At 66.1% G+C, this 15,813-nt stretch carries 14 protein-coding genes; 6 read left to right on the forward strand and 8 right to left on the reverse strand.

Features of this window, described 5'->3' with window-relative positions; all coding sequences use genetic code 11:
* Positions 1-22: 22 nt before the first annotated feature.
* The 4 genes from QO058_RS19180 to QO058_RS19195 are packed head-to-tail and all read left to right on the forward strand — an operon-like array spanning position 23 to position 4,841.
* Positions 23-1,822, forward strand: coding sequence for an amino acid ABC transporter permease/ATP-binding protein (locus QO058_RS19180; protein WP_284167861.1), 1,800 nt, complete (start codon positions 23-25; stop codon positions 1,820-1,822).
* Positions 1,823-1,846: 24 nt separating this feature from the next.
* Complete coding sequence (locus QO058_RS19185) at positions 1,847-2,779, forward strand: ABC transporter substrate-binding protein (RefSeq protein ID WP_284167862.1); 933 nt, start codon at positions 1,847-1,849, stop codon at positions 2,777-2,779.
* Between the two features lie 59 nt (positions 2,780-2,838).
* Positions 2,839-3,777 carry an ABC transporter substrate-binding protein gene (locus QO058_RS19190; RefSeq protein WP_432211955.1) on the forward strand — a complete coding sequence of 313 codons (939 nt, stop codon included), beginning with the start codon at positions 2,839-2,841 and terminating at the stop codon, positions 3,775-3,777.
* Between the two features lie 8 nt (positions 3,778-3,785).
* Positions 3,786-4,841 (forward strand): LLM class flavin-dependent oxidoreductase, encoded by a 1,056-nt coding sequence (locus QO058_RS19195; protein ID WP_284167864.1) that lies wholly within the window; start codon positions 3,786-3,788, stop codon positions 4,839-4,841.
* A gap of 20 nt (positions 4,842-4,861) precedes the next feature.
* On the opposite strand, the gene pcaG is transcribed toward QO058_RS19195, so the two are convergent.
* The 4 genes from pcaG to pcaD are packed head-to-tail and all read right to left on the reverse strand — an operon-like array spanning position 4,862 to position 7,420.
* The gene (gene pcaG, locus QO058_RS19200; RefSeq protein WP_284167865.1) at positions 4,862-5,476 is read right to left on the reverse strand and encodes a protocatechuate 3,4-dioxygenase subunit alpha; all 615 of its coding nucleotides are present in this window, start codon (positions 5,474-5,476) and stop codon (positions 4,862-4,864) included.
* Positions 5,476-6,231: a protocatechuate 3,4-dioxygenase subunit beta gene (gene pcaH / locus QO058_RS19205; protein ID WP_347975430.1), complete on the reverse strand. Its 756-nt coding sequence runs from the start codon at positions 6,229-6,231 to the stop codon at positions 5,476-5,478. The genes pcaG and pcaH overlap by 1 nt, the downstream gene beginning before the upstream one ends.
* Positions 6,228-6,623, reverse strand: a complete 396-nt coding sequence (pcaC, locus tag QO058_RS19215) for a 4-carboxymuconolactone decarboxylase (RefSeq protein ID WP_284167867.1) — start codon at positions 6,621-6,623, stop codon at positions 6,228-6,230. The genes pcaH and pcaC overlap by 4 nt, the downstream gene beginning before the upstream one ends.
* 2 nt (positions 6,624-6,625) lie before the next feature.
* Entirely contained in the window at positions 6,626-7,420 is a 795-nt protein-coding gene (gene pcaD / locus QO058_RS19220; protein ID WP_284172950.1) for a 3-oxoadipate enol-lactonase, read from the reverse strand.
* A gap of 92 nt (positions 7,421-7,512) precedes the next feature.
* Between pcaD and pcaQ the strand changes: the two genes are divergently transcribed.
* Positions 7,513-8,427, forward strand: a complete 915-nt coding sequence (gene pcaQ / locus QO058_RS19225) for a pca operon transcription factor PcaQ (RefSeq protein WP_284167868.1) — start codon at positions 7,513-7,515, stop codon at positions 8,425-8,427.
* Positions 8,428-8,450: 23 nt separating this feature from the next.
* Here pcaQ and QO058_RS19230 read toward each other — a convergent pair whose 3' ends face one another.
* From QO058_RS19230 to QO058_RS19245, 4 genes are all read right to left on the reverse strand, one after another.
* Entirely contained in the window at positions 8,451-9,728 is a 1,278-nt protein-coding gene (locus QO058_RS19230; RefSeq protein WP_284167869.1) for a cytochrome c, read from the reverse strand.
* Between the two features lie 5 nt (positions 9,729-9,733).
* Positions 9,734-10,279: a (2Fe-2S)-binding protein gene (locus QO058_RS19235; RefSeq protein ID WP_284167870.1), complete on the reverse strand. Its 546-nt coding sequence runs from the start codon at positions 10,277-10,279 to the stop codon at positions 9,734-9,736.
* The gene (locus QO058_RS19240) at positions 10,276-13,101 is read right to left on the reverse strand and encodes a xanthine dehydrogenase family protein molybdopterin-binding subunit (RefSeq protein WP_284167871.1); all 2,826 of its coding nucleotides are present in this window, start codon (positions 13,099-13,101) and stop codon (positions 10,276-10,278) included. The genes QO058_RS19235 and QO058_RS19240 overlap by 4 nt, the downstream gene beginning before the upstream one ends.
* Positions 13,102-13,199: 98 nt before the next feature.
* Entirely contained in the window at positions 13,200-14,105 is a 906-nt protein-coding gene (locus QO058_RS19245) for a LysR family transcriptional regulator (protein WP_284172951.1), read from the reverse strand.
* A gap of 143 nt (positions 14,106-14,248) precedes the next feature.
* On the opposite strand from QO058_RS19245, the gene QO058_RS19250 reads away from it, so the two are divergent.
* Complete coding sequence (locus QO058_RS19250; protein WP_284167872.1) at positions 14,249-15,808, forward strand: ABC transporter substrate-binding protein; 1,560 nt, start codon at positions 14,249-14,251, stop codon at positions 15,806-15,808.
* The last annotated feature ends 5 nt before the right edge of the window (positions 15,809-15,813 follow it).

Below are 15,813 nucleotides of genomic sequence, written 5' to 3' on the forward strand. Positions count from 1 at the left end.
AAACAGAAAACGAGTTCCAGCCATGAGTCTCGCCAGCGATTTCGCGGGCCTGCCGACGCACGCCACCAGCACCCCACCGGCGCGCGATTTCAGCCGTTACCGGATCGTGCCGGCGCGCTATCCGGCCCGCACGATCGGCACGGTCTTCGCTGTCGTCGTGATCTTTGCGATCGCGAACTCGGTCCTCTCCAATCCGCGCTGGGGCTGGGACGTCTTCGCCGAATGGTTCTTCGCCGAGCCGGTGCTGGCGGGCCTGGCGCGCACGCTGCTGCTGACTTTGCTCGGCAGCATTCTCGGCTTCCTGCTCGGCACCGGTCTGGCGCTGGCGCGGGTCTCCGGCTCGCCGCTGCTGGCGTCGCTGTCTTGGGCCTATGTCTGGTTGTTCCGCTCGATCCCGCTGATCGTGCTGCTGCTGGTCCTCAACAATCTGGGGTACCTCTACTCCACGGTCTGGCTCGGCGTTCCCTTCACGGACATCACCTTCGCCTCCTGGTCGACGACGCAACTGATCACGCCGTTCTTCGCCGCGGTGCTCGGGCTTACGCTGAATGCCGGTGCCTTCTCCTCCGAGATCGTGCGCGGCGGCATCCTCTCGGTCGACCAGGGCCAGCACGAGGCGGCGGCGGCGCTCGGCCTGCCGCGCCACCGACAATTCTCGCGGATCGTGCTGCCGCAGGCGATGCGCACCATCCTGCCCAACGGCTTCAACGAGATCATCCTGCTCGCGAAGGGCACCAGCCAAGTCTACATCCTGGCGCTGCCCGAGCTGTTCTACACCATCCAGATCATCTATCGGCGCAATCTCGAGGTGATCCCGCTCTTGATGGTGGCGACGGTCTGGTACCTCGTCATCCTGAGCGTGCTGTCCTTCGTCCAGCACCATATCGAGCGCTATTATTCGCGCGGCGCTCTGCGCAATCCGCCGCCCTCGCTGATCGGCCTGGCACTGGCGCGCTTCGGCCGCTCGCGTGATGCCGCAGCGGCGCGTCGTACCGAGGCTGCTCTGGCCCAGCCGAGTTCATCCGCCGCGGTGGTACCTTCGCTGGCAAGCCTGCGACGCAGCGGCGGCGAGATCCGCATCAGCAATGTCTCGAAGAGCTTCGGCCCGCTCAAGGTGCTCGACGATGTCAGTCTCGCTTTGCGCCCCGGCAGCGTCACCGCGATCATCGGCCAGTCCGGCTCCGGCAAGTCGACGCTGCTGCGCTCGATCAACCATCTCGAACGCGTCGATGAGGGCTTCATCGCCATCGACGGTGAATTGATCGGCTACCGCCAGGATGGCGACACGCTCTACGAGCTCAAGGAGCGCGAGATCCTGAAGCGCCGCGTCGATGTCGGCATGGTCTTCCAGAGCTTCAACCTGTTTCCGCATCTGACCGCGATCGAGAACGTCATCGAGGCGCCGCTATCGGTACGCGGCGTCACCCGTGAGCAGGCGCTGACCGAGGCGCGCGAATTGCTCGCCCGCGTCGGCCTCGCCGACAAGGTCGACGCCTATCCGCGCCAGCTCTCCGGCGGCCAGCAGCAGCGCGTCGCCATCGCCCGGGCACTTGCCCTGAAGCCGAAGGTCCTGCTCTTCGACGAGCCGACCTCGGCGCTCGATCCCGAGCTCGTCAACGAGGTGCTCGATGTCATCAAGGAGCTCGCCCGCTCCGGCACGACGCTGGTGATCGTCACCCACGAGATCGGCTTCGCCCGCGAAGTCGCCGACGAGGTCGTCTTCATGGAAGCCGGCCGCATCCTCGAAGTCGGCCCGCCGGCCCGCGTCCTCGGCGAGCCCGATCATCCCCGCACCCGCGAATTCCTCGCCAAGGTCCTCTGACAGTCATTTTTCAAGGAGCAAACCATGATCACCCGACGCAACACGCTCGCTCTGCTCGGCGCCGCTTCCGCCAGCACGCTTCTTCCCTCGCTCGGCTTCGCGCAGCAGGCGATCGACCTCTCGCCCGAGCAGGCCGGCCGGCCACGCGCCGGGCGCGACGAACAGGCGATCAAGCTGATTGGCAAGGACGCGAAGTTCGTGAAGGACGGCGTCTTCACCGTCGCCAACGCGACCGGCCGCCTGCCTTTCGCCGGCTATACCGCCGATGCCAAGACCATCGTCGGCTCCGAGCCCGACATCGCCTACCTCGTCGCCGATGCGCTTGGCCGCAAGCTCGAGATCGTCCCGGTCTCCTGGGCCGACTGGCCGCTCGGCGTCGTCTCCGGCAAATACGATGCGGCGATCTCGAACATCACCGTCACCGAGCAGCGCAAGGAGAAGTTCGACTTCTCGACCTACCGCAAGGACCTGCTCGGCTTCTATGTGAAGAAGGACAATGAGATCCAGATCCGCGAGCCGCGCGACGTCGCCGGCCTCAAGCTTATCGTCGGCTCCGGCACCAATCAGGAGCAGATCCTGCTGCGCTGGAACGAGCAGAACGTGAAGGACGGGCTGAAGCCGGCCGAGGTTCAGTACTATGACGACGACGTCGTGCTCTATCTCGCGCTCGAGACTGGCCGCGCCGACGCCTATCTCGGCCCGAACGCTCTTTTGAGCTTCAAGGCGGCGCAGGAAAGCAAGACCCGCCTCGCCGGCAATTTCAGCGGCGGCTGGCCCCTGCTGGCCGAGATCGCGGTGACGACGCGCAAGGGCGCCGGCCTCGCCGAGGCGATCACCCATGCCGTCAACACCCAGATCGGCAACGGCAACTACGCCAAGGCGTTGGGGCGTTGGAACCTCGCCGCCGATGCGATCGAGCAGTCGCGCACCAACCCGCCCGGCCTGCCGGCCAAGTGAGCCAATCGGCGCTGGGGTTGACCGTGGCGCCTTCAAGATCGAGCACGACGGAGACGATGATGTTGCGAATGCGCGCCCTGTTGGCGCTTCTCTTCGGTGGCTTGACCGCGTTCGGTCTGGCGCAGAATTCCGCTCTAGCCCAAGTCCCTTTCGATCTTGGCCCGGAGCAGCCCGGCCGGGTGAGGGCGGAAAGGCAGCCGGAGGCGATAGCCGCCCTGCCCAAGAGCTTCAAATTCGTAGAGCCCGGCCTGTTCGTCGTGGCGGTCAGCCCCGGCGGGCCGCCGCTCGCGACCTATGCCACCGACGCCAAGACAGTGGTCGGCGCCGATGCCGATTTCGCCCAGCTGATCGCCGACAGCCTCGGCCTCAAGCTCAGTCTGCAGCCGATCGCCTGGGCCGACTGGCCGCTCGGCCTCGCCTCGGGCAAGTACGACGCCGTCATCTCCAATGTCGGCGTTACCGAGCAGCGCAAGGAGAAGTTCGACTTCTCGACCTATCGCAAGGGCCTGCACGGCTTCTTCGTCAGGGCCGACAGCAAGGTCACCGGGATCAGCGAGCCGAAGGATGCGGCCGGCCTCAAGGTCAGCGTCGGCGGCGGGACCAATCAGGAACGCATCCTGGTCGAATGGAGCGAGCAGAACGTCGCCGCAGGCTTGAAGCCGATCGAGCTGCAGCTCTTCGACGATGAGGCGGGGCGGCTCGTCGCGCTGCGCTCGGGCCGGGTCGACGTCATCGTCCAGCCGCATGCGCAGCTCGTCTTCATTGCGGCGCGCGACAAGGACATCAAGCGCGTCGGCACCCTCAGTGCCGGCTGGCCGCTGAAGTCGGATGTCGCGATCACCACGCGCAAGGGCAGCGGCCTGGTCGATGCGCTCACCGTCGCGACTAACGGGCTGATCGCCAATGGCAAGTTCCGGCAGTCGTTGGCGCGTTGGAGCCTAGAGGAAGAGGCGCTCGACCGTTCCGAGACCAATCCGCCCGGCCTGCCGAAATACTGAAAGCTGCCATGTCCGCGCTCGCCATCCGGCACCTCGCTTTCCTGACACCGGGAAACTATGACGATGCCGATCCGCGCGCCGGCCTCGAAGAAACGCTCTCGCTCTTCGAATATGGCGAGGCGCTCGGCTTCGACAGCGCCTGGGTGCGCCAGCGCCATCTCGAGCCGGGCGTCTCCTCCGCTGCGACTTTCCTCGCGGCGGCGAGCCAGCGCACCAGCCGGATCGGGCTCGGCACTGCCGTCATCCAGATCGGCTATGAGAACCCGTTCCGGCTGGCAGAGGACCTGTCGCTCGTTGACGTGCTCTCCGGCGGGCGGCTCAATGTCGGCCTGAGCGCCGGGCCACCGCCCTTCGGCAAGCTCCTGGGCGAGCGCTTCTTCGATACGGATCCGGCCACTTACGATTTCTCGCATGCCCGCGTCGCCCGGCTCGCCGCCAATCTCGACGGCGACTGGCTCGGTGAAGCCGACAGCCGCATCACCTCCGCTGCCGGCGAGCATCGCCCACGCCTGCGTCCGCATGCACCGGGCTTGCGCCAACGTCTATGGTACGGCGGAGGCTCGCTGCGCTCGGCGCGCTGGGCTGCCGAGAACGGCTTCCACCTCCTCGTCGGCAATATCAACACCGGCGAGGAGACCGACGAGTTCTTCGTGGCGCAGCGCCGCCACATCGAGAGCTTCCGCAGCCATTGGCGCGGCGAAAGCGAGCCCAGGGTCGCGGTCGGCCGGGTGATCGTGCCGCTCGACAGCGCCGATGGCGCCATGCGCCGGCGCTATCGCGACTACGCTGCCAGTCGTCATGCGCGCACGCTGCAGCCGCAAGGCGAGCGCCGCACCTTGTTCGCCCCCGACATCGTCGGCACGGCGGCCGAGATCATCGAGCGCCTCGCTGCCGATCCCGTCCTGCCGCTGGTCGACACCTTGCGGCTGGAACTGCCCTACAATTTCTCCGGTGAGGACTACCGCCAGATCCTGTCGGACACGACCCAGCTCATCGCGCCCTTGCTCGGCCAGGCGGCCGAGCCGTCCGCGGCTTTCCGGGCCGCCGCCACGGTCGCGGGCTGAACCACGCCCGAGCGCGCGGCTTAGATGTCGAAGAACACCGTCTCCTCGTCGCCCTGGAGCTGGATATCGAAGACATAGGTGTCGCCGCTGCGCTGCGCGATCAGCGTCGGCACGCGCACCTTGTGCTCGATGCGGGCCAGTACCGGGTCTTCGGCGTTGGCGGCTTCCTCGTCGCCGAAATACATGCGGGTGTGCAGGCCGATATTGATGCCGCGCGCAACGATCCAGACGGTGAGGTGCGGCGCCATCAAGCGCCCGTCATTGAAGGGCACGCGGCCCGGCTTGATCGTCTCGAAGACGCATTCGCCGCTGACCATGTCGGTCGCGCGCCGGCCCCAGCCGGTGAAATGCGGATCGGCGGCGCCGCGCCGCTCGGCCGGCGAGTTGTAAAGGCCGGCCGCATCGGCCTGCCAGATCTCGATCAGCGCGTCCTTGAGCGGCGTGCCGGCGCCGTCGATGACGCGCATCGTCACCGTGATGCGCTCGCCTTTGGTCTTGTCGCTGACCATGGCGGCGCCGAGATCATCAGGATAGACGCCGCCGATATCGGCGAAGTTCGGGGTCAGGCCGATATGGACGTAAGGGCCCGCGGTCTGCGACGGGCTTTCCTTCAGGCGGTCGAGCTTCTGGGCCATCAATTGCCCTCCGGCCGGTTCTCGAACATCGTCGAGCGGCGCCCGCGCAGTACGATGTCGAACTTGTAGGCGCGCATGTCCATCGGCAGCGTCGCCTGCATGTCGAGGGCGGCGGTGAGCTGCTCGATCGCCTGGGGATCGTTGATCGTCTTCACGATCGGGCATTTCCAGATCATCGGATCGCCCTCGAAATACATCTGCGTGATCAGCCGCTGGCCGAAGCCGTGGCCGAAGACCGAGAAATGGATATGGGCCGGCCGCCAGTCGTTCGGCCCGTTCGGCCAGGGATAGGGACCGGGCTGGATCGTGCGGAAGCAATACGAGCCGTCATCGCCGCTGATCGTGCGGCCGCAGCCGCCGAAATTCGGATCGAGCGGCGCGAGATAGCTTTCCTTCTTGTGGCGGTAGCGCCCGCCGGCATTGGCCTGCCAGACCTCGACCAGCACGCCGGGCACGCCGACGCCGCGCTCGTCCAGCACCCTTCCATAGACCATGATGCGCGGGCCGATGGCGCTCTCACCGGGTTTGGCGAAGTTGACGATCATGTCGTCGTCGAGCTCGCCCAGCATGTCGTGCCCGAAGACCGGACCGGTGATCTCTGAGATCGTGCTGTTGAGCGAGAGCAGCGCCCGGCGCGGCGAGCGCAGCACCGAGGTCTTGTAGCCCGGCGTGAAGGCCGGCGGATGCCAGTCGCGGTCGCGCTGGAAGAAGGCGCCAGCCTCGGGCGGCCGGTTGGGAGCGACGATGTTGCTCATGATCTGGCTGCATCCATCTCGTCGAAGGTCTTCTTGGCGATCTTGATCGCGTGATTGGCCGCCGGCACGCCGGCATAGATCGCGACATGCAAGAGCGCCTCACGGATGTCCTCGCGCGTCGCTCCCGTATTGGCGGTGGCGCGCACATGCATCGCGACCTCGTCATCCTGACCGAGCGCCGCCAGCAGCGCGATGGTGATCAGCGAGCGCTCGCGCTTGCTGAGTTCGGGCCGCGACCAGACATGACCCCAGGCCGCCTCGGTGATCAGCTCCTGAAATGGCAGGTCGAACTCGGTTTTGTTCGCTTCGGCGCGGTCGACATGGGCATCACCCAGAACTGAGCGCCGCGTCGCCATGCCCTGCTGGTAGCGAGGAGATTCCGGTTGCGTCATGCCTACACTCCGCGGTGGCTCGTCATGAAATCGGCGATGAGGGCCGACAGCGCGGCCGGCTGCTCGACGCAGGGGATGTGTCCCGCGCCGGCGATGATCGCGAAGCGCGCGCCCGGAATGGCATCGGCGAGGCCTCGCACGAGATCAGGCGGTGTCGAGCCGTCCTGATCGCCGACGACCACCAGTGTCGGTACGTCGATCGCAGCCGCAGCAGCCGAGTAGTCAGCATCGCGGAGCGCTGCGCAGGCTGCCGCGTAGCCCGCGGGCAATTGCCGGGAGAGCATCGCCTTGTAGCCGGCGAGCTCAGCGCTGCGGCGCTGGTGGAAGTCCGGCGTGAACCATTTCTCCATCACGCCGTCGGCAAAGCCGGTGATCCCGGTCGACAGCGTCGCCGCGATACGATCGTTCCACGACTGCGCCGTGCCGATTTTCGCCGCCGTATCGCAGAGGATCAGCCTGTCGACGAGGTCGGGCCGCGCCTTGTAGAGTCCCTGTGCGATTAGTCCGCCGATCGAGAGCCCGCACAGCGTCGCGCGGGTAATGCCGAGATGGTCGAGCAGAGCTGCGAGGTCGGCTGCATAGGTCTCGATGCTGACCGGAGCGTCGCCGAGCTCGCTCAGGCCATGGCCGCGCTTGTCGTAGAATACAAAACCGAGCTGGCCGGCCAGCCTGTCAGCGACATCCTGCCAGATGCGGAAATCCGTCCCGAGCGAATTGATGAAGACCAGCACAGGCCGGCCCGGCGCGGGCTCATGGCGATAGTGCAGGCAAACGCCGTTGATACGCGCGAACACGATGCTGCCATCCTCCCGTTTCGCGAAAAATGACGCTTCAGTTTGGTTATGTAAAATGATATTTCTGGAGTATGAAATAACCATTAGGTTATGATTTGAGCCTGCCAATCAAGCTCCGCCATCTCGAAGCCTTTGTCGAGGTCGCCCGGCAGAGGAGCGTCCAGAAGGCAGCGCATGCGCTCCATGTCAGCCAGCCTGCGGTCACCAAGACGATGCGCGAGCTGGAGGAGAGCCTCGGCGTCCCCGTCTACGAACGTGAAGGCCGGGGCATCCGGTTGACCAATCACGGCGAGGTCTTCCTGCGCCATGCCGGGGCGGCGCTCGTCTCGGTCAGGCAGGGTCTGGATTCCGTTTCGGACGGGCGCGCCGGCGAGCTCCAACCGATCCGCGTCGGCGCCCTGCCGACGGTGTCGTCGCTGATCATGCCGCGCGCGATCGAGCTCTTCCTGCAGGATCAGCCTGAGCGGCGGGTCCGGATCGTCACCGGCGAGAACGCCGCGATCCTCGAACAGCTTCGCCAGGGCGCGCTCGATCTCGTGGTCGGGCGGCTGGCGGCCACCGAGTTGATGGTCGGCCTGTCCTTCGAGCATCTCTACTCGGAGGCCGTCCGCTTTGTCGTGCGCCCTGGGCATCCATTGTCGCGGGCCTCGGGCTCGGTTCTGGAGCGGATCGTCGACCATCTCGTGCTGATGCCGCCTCCAGCCTCGATCATCCGGCCCTGTGTCGACCGGCTGTTGATCGCCAACGGCGTGCATGCCGTTCCCCGGCAGATCGAAACCGTGTCGGATGCGTTCGCGCGCGCTTTCCTGCGGGCGAATGACGCGGTCTGGATCATCTCGGCCGGCGTCGTGGCCAACGACCTCGCCGATGGGACACTGGTCGCCCTGCCGGTCGACACGGCGGAGACGCTGGGCCCGGTTGGCTTGACGATGCGGGCAGATGGCCCGATCCGACCCGGCACCGAACTTCTGGCGCGCGCGATCCGCGCTGCCTCGCGCCGGGGGCCGTGAAGCTTCGGAACTACGCGCCCGGATCAGCGCAGCCGCTTGACCTCGTCCGCCGTGACGCTCGGTTGCTGGCCGCCCCAGTTCGCGCGCAGCCAGTTGGAGAGGTCGGCGACCTGCTGATCCGAGAGCTGGCCGGCGAAGCCCGGCATGGGCTGCATGCGTTCGAGCCCGGGGAAGCGCTGGGCCGGGATGCCGGCGAGGATGACCTTGTTGAGGTTGCGCGCATCGGCCAGCCGCAGCGAGGCATTGGTCGCCAGCGGCACCACGACATGCGGGATGCCTTGCCCCTCGACGCCATGGCAGCTGGCGCAGACGCCGAGATAGCTGGCGCGAGCGGAGGTTGCGACCTCGGCGGAGACGGCCACCGGCTGCGGTGGCGTTGGCGGCGTCACACTCTCCGGCAGCTTGTCGAGGTCGAAGAGATAGGCCGACATCGCTGCGAGGTCCTCGGCGGTGAAATACTGGGTCGAGAAGTGGACGACCTCGAACATCTGGTTGGTCATCGCGCCCTGTGCCGAGATGCCCGACTTCATGAAGCCCGCGAACACCAGCGGGTCGAAGCCCATCCGCGTCAGCCCGGCCTTGGTGATATCAGGCGCGATCACGCCTTCGAGCTCCGAGCCCTGGAGATAGGCGCTCTGCTTCATGCCCATGGCGAGGTTTCGCGGCGTATGACACTCGCCGCAATGGGCGAGCGCGTCGGTCAGGTAGCGGCCGCGGTTCCAAAGCGCCGAGCGCCCGGCGACCTCGCTCTTGGTGTCGGAGGAGAGGTTGACCAGGTTCCAGAAGGTCAGCCCCTGCCGGATGTTGAGCGGGAACGGCATATGGTTGGCGCGGTTCGCCACCTTCATCGGCTCGCGGCTCATCAGGAAGGCATAGACCGCATCGACATCCTCGGCCGTCAGCTTGCGATAGGAGGCATAGGGCATCGCCGGATAGAGATGGCCGTGCTTGCCGACGCCGTCGCGTACGGCGCGGTGAAACTCGGCCCGCGTCCAGGCGCCAATGCCGTATTCCTTGTCCGGCGAGATATTGGTCGAGAAGATCGTCCCGAGCGGTGTCTCGAACGGCAGACCGCCAGCCCAGGGCGCGCCGCCCTTGACGACATGGCAGGCATAGCAATCGGCCGCAACGGCGACATAGGCGCCGCGCTTGGCGAGGCCCTTCATCTGCTCGGCTGATAGCGGCTGCTCGATCTCCCTGGCGACGACGCTACGCTCGAACAGGCCAAGGAAGACGGCCCCCGCCGCGAGCGCACCGACGACAGCGACCGCCAGAGCGGCCAGAAGCAGCTTCCTCGCCATCAGCCTTACGCCTTCACCAAGCCGGGGGTCCTGAGGACGAGATCGCGCACCGCTTCAAAATAGCGGACATAGCCGGTGCAGCGGCAGATATGGCGGTCGAGCGCCTCGCTGATCACCTGCTCCAGCGCCTCGCGCTTGACGGGATTGCGCCTGAGCTGGTCGAGCAACACCGTCGCGCCGGTGACGAAGCCGGGGGTGCAATAGCCGCACTGGAACGAGAAATGCTCGATGAAGGCCTGCTGGACCGGCGAGAGCTCGGTGATCGCGCCATTGCCGTCGCGCTTGGCCTGCCCCTCGACCGTCCTGACCTTGCGGCCGGCGAACCAGTGCGCGCCGGTGATGCAGGTCCGCATCTCCTCGAGCGAGCCGTCCGCCTTCTCCAGCACCACGGTGCAGGCATGGCAGATGCCCTGGCCGCAGCCCATGCGCGAGCCGGTCAGGTTGAGGTACTCGTAGAGGAAGTCCTGCATCATCATCGTCTCGGGCACGTCGATCGGTCCGACGGCCTTGTCGTTGATGGTCAGGGAGAGCTTCTGGGTCGCGATCGTCATGCCAGCGCCTCTCGGATCCTCTCGGGCGTGAGCGGCAGGGTATAGAAGCGCTTGCCGATGGCGTGGGCGACGGCGTTCACGATCGCCGCCACGATGGCGATCATCACCACTTCGGCCATGCCCTTGGGCGGATCGGTGTCGGAGAGCGGCGGCAGCACCTCCGCCGTCTGCTTCCAGACCGCGACATCTCTGGAAGTCGGCAATTCGTAACGGTTCCAGTTCCAGGTGCCGTTGCCCGGCCCATCCTCATAGAGCGGCAGGTACTCCTTCAGGGCATGGCCGATGCCCATGGCGAGCCCGCCCTGGATCTGGCCGGCAACCAGCTCCGGCACGATCTGGTTGCCGCATTCGAGGATGGAGTGATGCGAGAGCAGGCTGACCTCGCCACTGCCGGTGTCGACGACGATCTCGGCCAGCGTCGCCATCGGCGCGTAATAGGTGACGCCGGCATTGTTGCGCTGCGCCGGCGGATAGGAGACGGAAGTCCGCTCGACGAAATGCCAGCCGCCCTGCGTCATCAGCGCCTTGCGCTCGCTTGGCGCGCCCTCTCCATACTTCACCGCCAGCGCGTCGATGGCGAAGCGCCGCCGCCCGGCGCCCGGCAGCTCGAACTCCGCTTCCGCCCACTGCCAGCGGTTAAAGCTGTGCACGGTGATGCCGGTGACCAGGCCGAGCCGATGCGCTTCGGCCGCGACCTCGGCAAAGGACAGGGGCTGCATGGCGGCCGCGTTGATCGTGCCACGGACGATGCGCAAATCCTCGCGGCGCACCGCCTCGGGTGCCAGCTGGCCGCCGCCGATGCCGCGCGACCAGAGCGAGCGCGCCGCCGGCCAGATCGCCAGATCGACCAGCGCGCGGGCGGCTTCGCGCGTCGCATGGCCGAGATAGTAGACGCTGTTGGAAGCGCTCATCGGTGAGGTGAAGCTCGGCGTCCAGCGCGGATTGGCCATCCGCCTGTCTTCCTCCTCCTGCGACAGCGTATAGGGCTCGTCGCTGGTCTCGAGCGGCATTTGCGGCCAGCGCACCTTGCCGAACTCGGTCTCGTCGGGCTGCTTGCCGAGGATGGTGGCCGCCATCACCGCCTGCGAGGTCGTCGCACCCGTGCCGATCTCGTGCGCAACATGCGACAGCTTGAGGCGCCCGCTCGCATCGAATTCGAGCGCGCAGAGCGCAGCCTCGGCACCGGTGCCATAGTCCTTATGCACATGGCCGTAGCCGACGCCGTACTTCTTGCCGGGATTGGCGGCCTCGAATTCGGCCTTTCGCTTTTGGCGGTTGGCCCAGAGCGGATGCTTTTCCGCCTTCGCCAGGATCTCGTCATGGCGCAGCGCCCCCGAGGGAATCGCGCCCTGCGAGTTCTTCATGCCCGACTTCAGCGCATTGCGCCGGCGGAACTCCATCGGATCGAGGCCGAGCGCCTCGGCGGCCTCGTCGACCATCATCTCGGTCGCCGCCATCGTCTGGAGCGTGCCGTAGCCACGCATCGAGCCGGCATCGACCGCGCGCGACGACATGATCGCGGCGGAGAAGTCGCTCTTCGGCAGGTAATAGATCGACTGCGCCGCGGTTGCGCCGACAGTGCCGACCGAGACCGAGAAGTTCTCGCGCCCGCCGCCGTCGTTGCGGTAGCGCCCGGTCATCGCCCGGAACTTGCCGGTCTTGCGATCGATGACCATGACCTTTTCCATCTGGAAGGCATGGCGCTTCAGCGCGGTCTGGAACTGCTCGTAGCGGTCATTGGCGAGCCGGACTGGGCGCCCCTCGCCGTAGAGGCCGGCGAGCACGCAGAAGAACGGGAAGATCGCGTGGTCCTTGGTGCCGTAACCGACGGTGTAGCCGATCTTGAAATCGATGCTTCCGAGCGGGAATTTCGACTTCGACAGCATATGGGCCGCCATCTCGGCGACCTCGTGCGGCGACTGCGTCGCGATCAGCGCATGCAGGACGCCGGTCCCGCGCTCGTACCAGACATTGCCGTTATCGGCTTCCATGGCGGAGGCATCGACCGACTGGGTCGAATAGGAGCGCCGCAGCACCAGCGCGTCATCGCCGGCATTGGCGATCTCGCGCTCGATCTCGGCCGCCGCCGCCATGCCGCGCGCCACGGCGTCGCTGTCGCCGGGAGCGGGCCATTGCGGCTCGGTGCCCTTGAAGCCGGCGCGGATCGTCGTGTCCTTGAGCGCGGAATAACGGTCCTCGGCATCGGGATTGCCGCCGTCGATCCGGACATAACGCGCCGCGCCATAGGGGCCGGGCGTAGTCGAAGGCCCCTCAGCGCCGTAGCGCACGACCTTGTCGTTGAAGCGCAGCTTGCGCTTGGCCGCGTCATAGCGGGCGAAGTCGTGATAGATCAGCATCGCGACGGGCTGGCCGAGCAGCCGGGCCGTCTGGCCCTTCGGTACGAAGAAGACGTCGCCATAGAAGCCCGGCCACGGCGCCGGCATCGCGACGCCGTCGGCGACGAGGTCCTCCTGCAGCACCAGCCGGTCCGGCTTCAACTCCTCGCCGAGCAGGCTGAGATCGACGCTATCGAAGACGCGGTCGGCCCGCGTCGCATGCAGCATGAAGGCGTGCGCCTGCTCCTTCGGCCAGCCGTTGAGATCGCGGGCGCGATAGTCGCGGGTGAAGGTCTTGCCGCCAGTGACCTTGGCGATGGCGTCGAGCCGGTATTTCGGCTTGCCGCCGGTCAGCCAATCGACGCCGGGACGCGGCGGTGTCTCGATCAGCTCCGCCTGGGTGGCCGAGGGCAGCAGTGAAATCTTGATGGCGACGCCGGCGGCTCCGGCCTTCAGGAAGCCTCTGCGGGACAGACCTGTCTTCACGCCGGACACCCCGCTCGCTGACGAGCCGACTCTGCTCTCCTGCCGATATTATGGGCACACGTCAGGCGCGTATACCGGATATTCGAACTGGTCTGGTTTCAAGGATTGGGTGGTTGCGTGCTGCGAGCCGCGATCTCGCGCGCGAGGTTGGCGAGATAGCCGCATTCGTCGGCGGATTCGTTGTTCCACCACATCGCGCAGAGATTATGCGCCGGGATCGGCGGATCGGCCTCCAGCACCCGCAGCGACAGCTTTTCGCCGGAGAGGTGGATCATCTCGCGCGGGATCATCGCGGCGCCTGTGCCGGCACTGGCGAGACGGGCGATCACGGTCAGCGGATTGCAGGTGTTGAGCCGGCGCGGTCTCAGCCCGCGCGCCCCGAACCACATCTGGATGGTGGTGAACAGGCCCGATGGCGAGCCGTTGGTGAAAATCGGCAGATCGACGAGGTTCTCCGGCGTCGCCACGTTCCCGGGGAAGGGCAGACCCTCGCCGATCACCCAGACGAGATCGATCAGCCAGAGCGGCACGATGGTGATCCCCTGATGCGCGCGCGGTTGCGATAGGAAGGCGATGTCGATCGAGCGATCGAGCAGGAGTTGTTCGAGCTTCGTGCTGAAATCGACGGTCACATCGACCTGCAGCTCGGCATGGCGCTGCGCCAATGCCGCCAGCAAAGAGGGCAGGATGGCGGCGGCGAAGGAATCGGCCGCGCCGATGCGCAACAGGGCGCGCCCGCGCAGCCCGTCCTTGCTGTGGCGCTGCACCTGCTCGGCATGGGCCAGCATGCGCTCGATATCGGCATAGATCGTATTGCCCAGTGTCGTCGGCACCGGGCGATAATGTGAGCGGTCGAACAATTCACCGCCGAGGATGCGCTCGAGCTCCTTGATGCGCAGGCTGACCGTCGGCTGCGACAGGTTGAGATGCTGGGCGGCAGCGCGGAAGCCGCCCAATCGGGCGACCCAGTAGAACGCCTCGGCCTGACCAAAGGTGTAGCGCATCGCCAAGACGATAGCCGGAGACAATCGAGCAGCAAGCACTTCTTATTTTTATTCGCCGCCCCGGCGCTCTAGCTTTCCCTCGTTCGGCGCGGCGCCGGCCTCCGGCGCCGCCAAGGCATTGCCATAAAACAAGGGGGACTCCGATGCTGACCGTGCCGACAAATCGCCGTGCATTTCTTGCAGCCGCAGCAGGCGGCGCCCTTGGCGGCCTCTTGCCCGCGAGCCTGCTCCACGCCCAACCGACCAGTGGCAAGACGCTGACCATCGTCCTGCCGAGCAATCCGATCACCATCGATCCGATAAACCAGCTCAATCACGATGCCATGGTGCTCGGCCAGACCGTGTTCGAGAATTTGGTCGAATACGATGTCGACGGCGTGCTGAAGCCGCAGCTTGCCAAGGCGCTGCCGGTGATCTCGGCCGACAAGAAGACCTACACCTTCGACTTGCGCGACGACGTCACCTTCCACAACGGCAAGAAGATGACGGCGGAGGACGTGAAATACTCCTTCGACTATCTGCTCGACCCCGCCAACAAGGCGGCACGCCGCTCGCTCTTCACCCGCATCACCAAGGTCACGGTGCTGGATCCGCTCAAGGTGCAGTTCGAGCTGTCGGAGCCCTATGGGCCCTGGCTCTATTTCCTGACCAAATACATGGGCATCTACCCGGCCGGCTCGCGCAAGGAGCATGGCGACGACTATTTCAAGTCGCGCCCCGCCGGCGTCGGTACCGGCTTCGGCGTTTTCGAGGAGTGGAAGCCGAACGACTATATCAGCTTCAGGAAGAACCCGAACTACTGGCGCAAGGGCCTGCCGCATTGGGACCGGCTCGTCGTCAAGATGATCCCGGAAGACGCCACCCGCGTCGCCTATCTGCTCACCGGTCAGGTCGACCTGATCAGCGCCCCGCCGCCGCGCGAGTTCAATCGCCTGAAGACCATGCCCGGCGTCACCGGCGCCTCTCGTCCGACGCTGGGCGGGGCGCTCCTGATGTACACCAACAACCTGAAAGCGCCCTTCGACGACGTGAACTTCCGCAAGGCGGTCTCCTGCGCCATCGACCGCAAGACGATCGGCGAGAAGGTCTATTACGGGCTGCTCGAGCCCTCGGCCGTGCCGGCGCCTTCGCGCGGCTGGTGGTTCAACGCCGAGGCCGACAAGGAGCTCGCCTTCGACATCGACAAGGCGAAAGCCATGCTCGCCAAGTCGAAATACGCCACCGGTGCCGAGTTCGACCTCAGCATCCAGGCCGAGCCCTATCTGCTCGACACCAAGGATGCGGCGATCTTTGTGCAGGCGCAGCTCGCCAAGATAGGCATCAAGGTCAACCTCAAAGTCTACGAGTTCTCGGTGCTGATCCAGCAGGCGATCCGCGGCGAGCACCAGGCAGCGCTGCAGGTCTTCATGTCGCCGGGCGAGCCGAGCTACATCATGCAGGTCTGCCTGACGCCCGAGCAGGTGCTGTCGAAGAGCACCGGCTACAACAATCCTGAATTCAACCAGACGCTCGCGGCGGCCTTCGCCGAGACCGAGGAAGCCAAGCTCAAGGAGGCCTATGGCAAGCTGCAGGCGCTCGCCGCCCGCGACGCGCCGATCGGCGTGCTTGGCTATGTCCACGCCTCCAATCTCTGGCGCCAGGCGCTCCAGGATGTGAAGGTCAACCAGGGCCTGACCATCGCCCCCGGCGAGATCAAGGTCTGAGCGAG

Origin of the sequence: Bosea vestrisii (assembly GCF_030144325.1) — a bacterium.
In the GTDB taxonomy this organism is placed as follows: Bacteria; Pseudomonadota; Alphaproteobacteria; order Rhizobiales; family Beijerinckiaceae; genus Allobosea; species Allobosea vestrisii_A.

Bases quoted from the DNA above. Each gene is read 5' to 3' on its own strand.
- QO058_RS19180 (WP_284167861.1), top strand. From the start codon at position 23: ATGAGTCTCGCCAGCGATTTCGCGGGCCTGCCGACGCACGCCACCAGC.
- QO058_RS19185 (WP_284167862.1), top strand. From the start codon at position 1,847: ATGATCACCCGACGCAACACGCTCGCTCTGCTCGGCGCCGCTTCCGCC.
- QO058_RS19190 (WP_432211955.1), top strand. From the start codon at position 2,839: ATGTTGCGAATGCGCGCCCTGTTGGCGCTTCTCTTCGGTGGCTTGACC.
- QO058_RS19195 (WP_284167864.1), top strand. From the start codon at position 3,786: ATGTCCGCGCTCGCCATCCGGCACCTCGCTTTCCTGACACCGGGAAAC.
- pcaG (WP_284167865.1), bottom strand. From the start codon at position 5,476: ATGGCCCAGAAGCTCGACCGCCTGAAGGAAAGCCCGTCGCAGACCGCG.
- pcaH (WP_347975430.1), bottom strand. From the start codon at position 6,231: ATGAGCAACATCGTCGCTCCCAACCGGCCGCCCGAGGCTGGCGCCTTC.
- pcaC (WP_284167867.1), bottom strand. From the start codon at position 6,623: ATGACGCAACCGGAATCTCCTCGCTACCAGCAGGGCATGGCGACGCGG.
- QO058_RS19230 (WP_284167869.1), bottom strand. From the start codon at position 9,728: ATGGCGAGGAAGCTGCTTCTGGCCGCTCTGGCGGTCGCTGTCGTCGGT.
- QO058_RS19235 (WP_284167870.1), bottom strand. From the start codon at position 10,279: ATGACGATCGCGACCCAGAAGCTCTCCCTGACCATCAACGACAAGGCC.
- QO058_RS19245 (WP_284172951.1), bottom strand. From the start codon at position 14,105: ATGCGCTACACCTTTGGTCAGGCCGAGGCGTTCTACTGGGTCGCCCGA.
- QO058_RS19250 (WP_284167872.1), top strand. From the start codon at position 14,249: ATGCTGACCGTGCCGACAAATCGCCGTGCATTTCTTGCAGCCGCAGCA.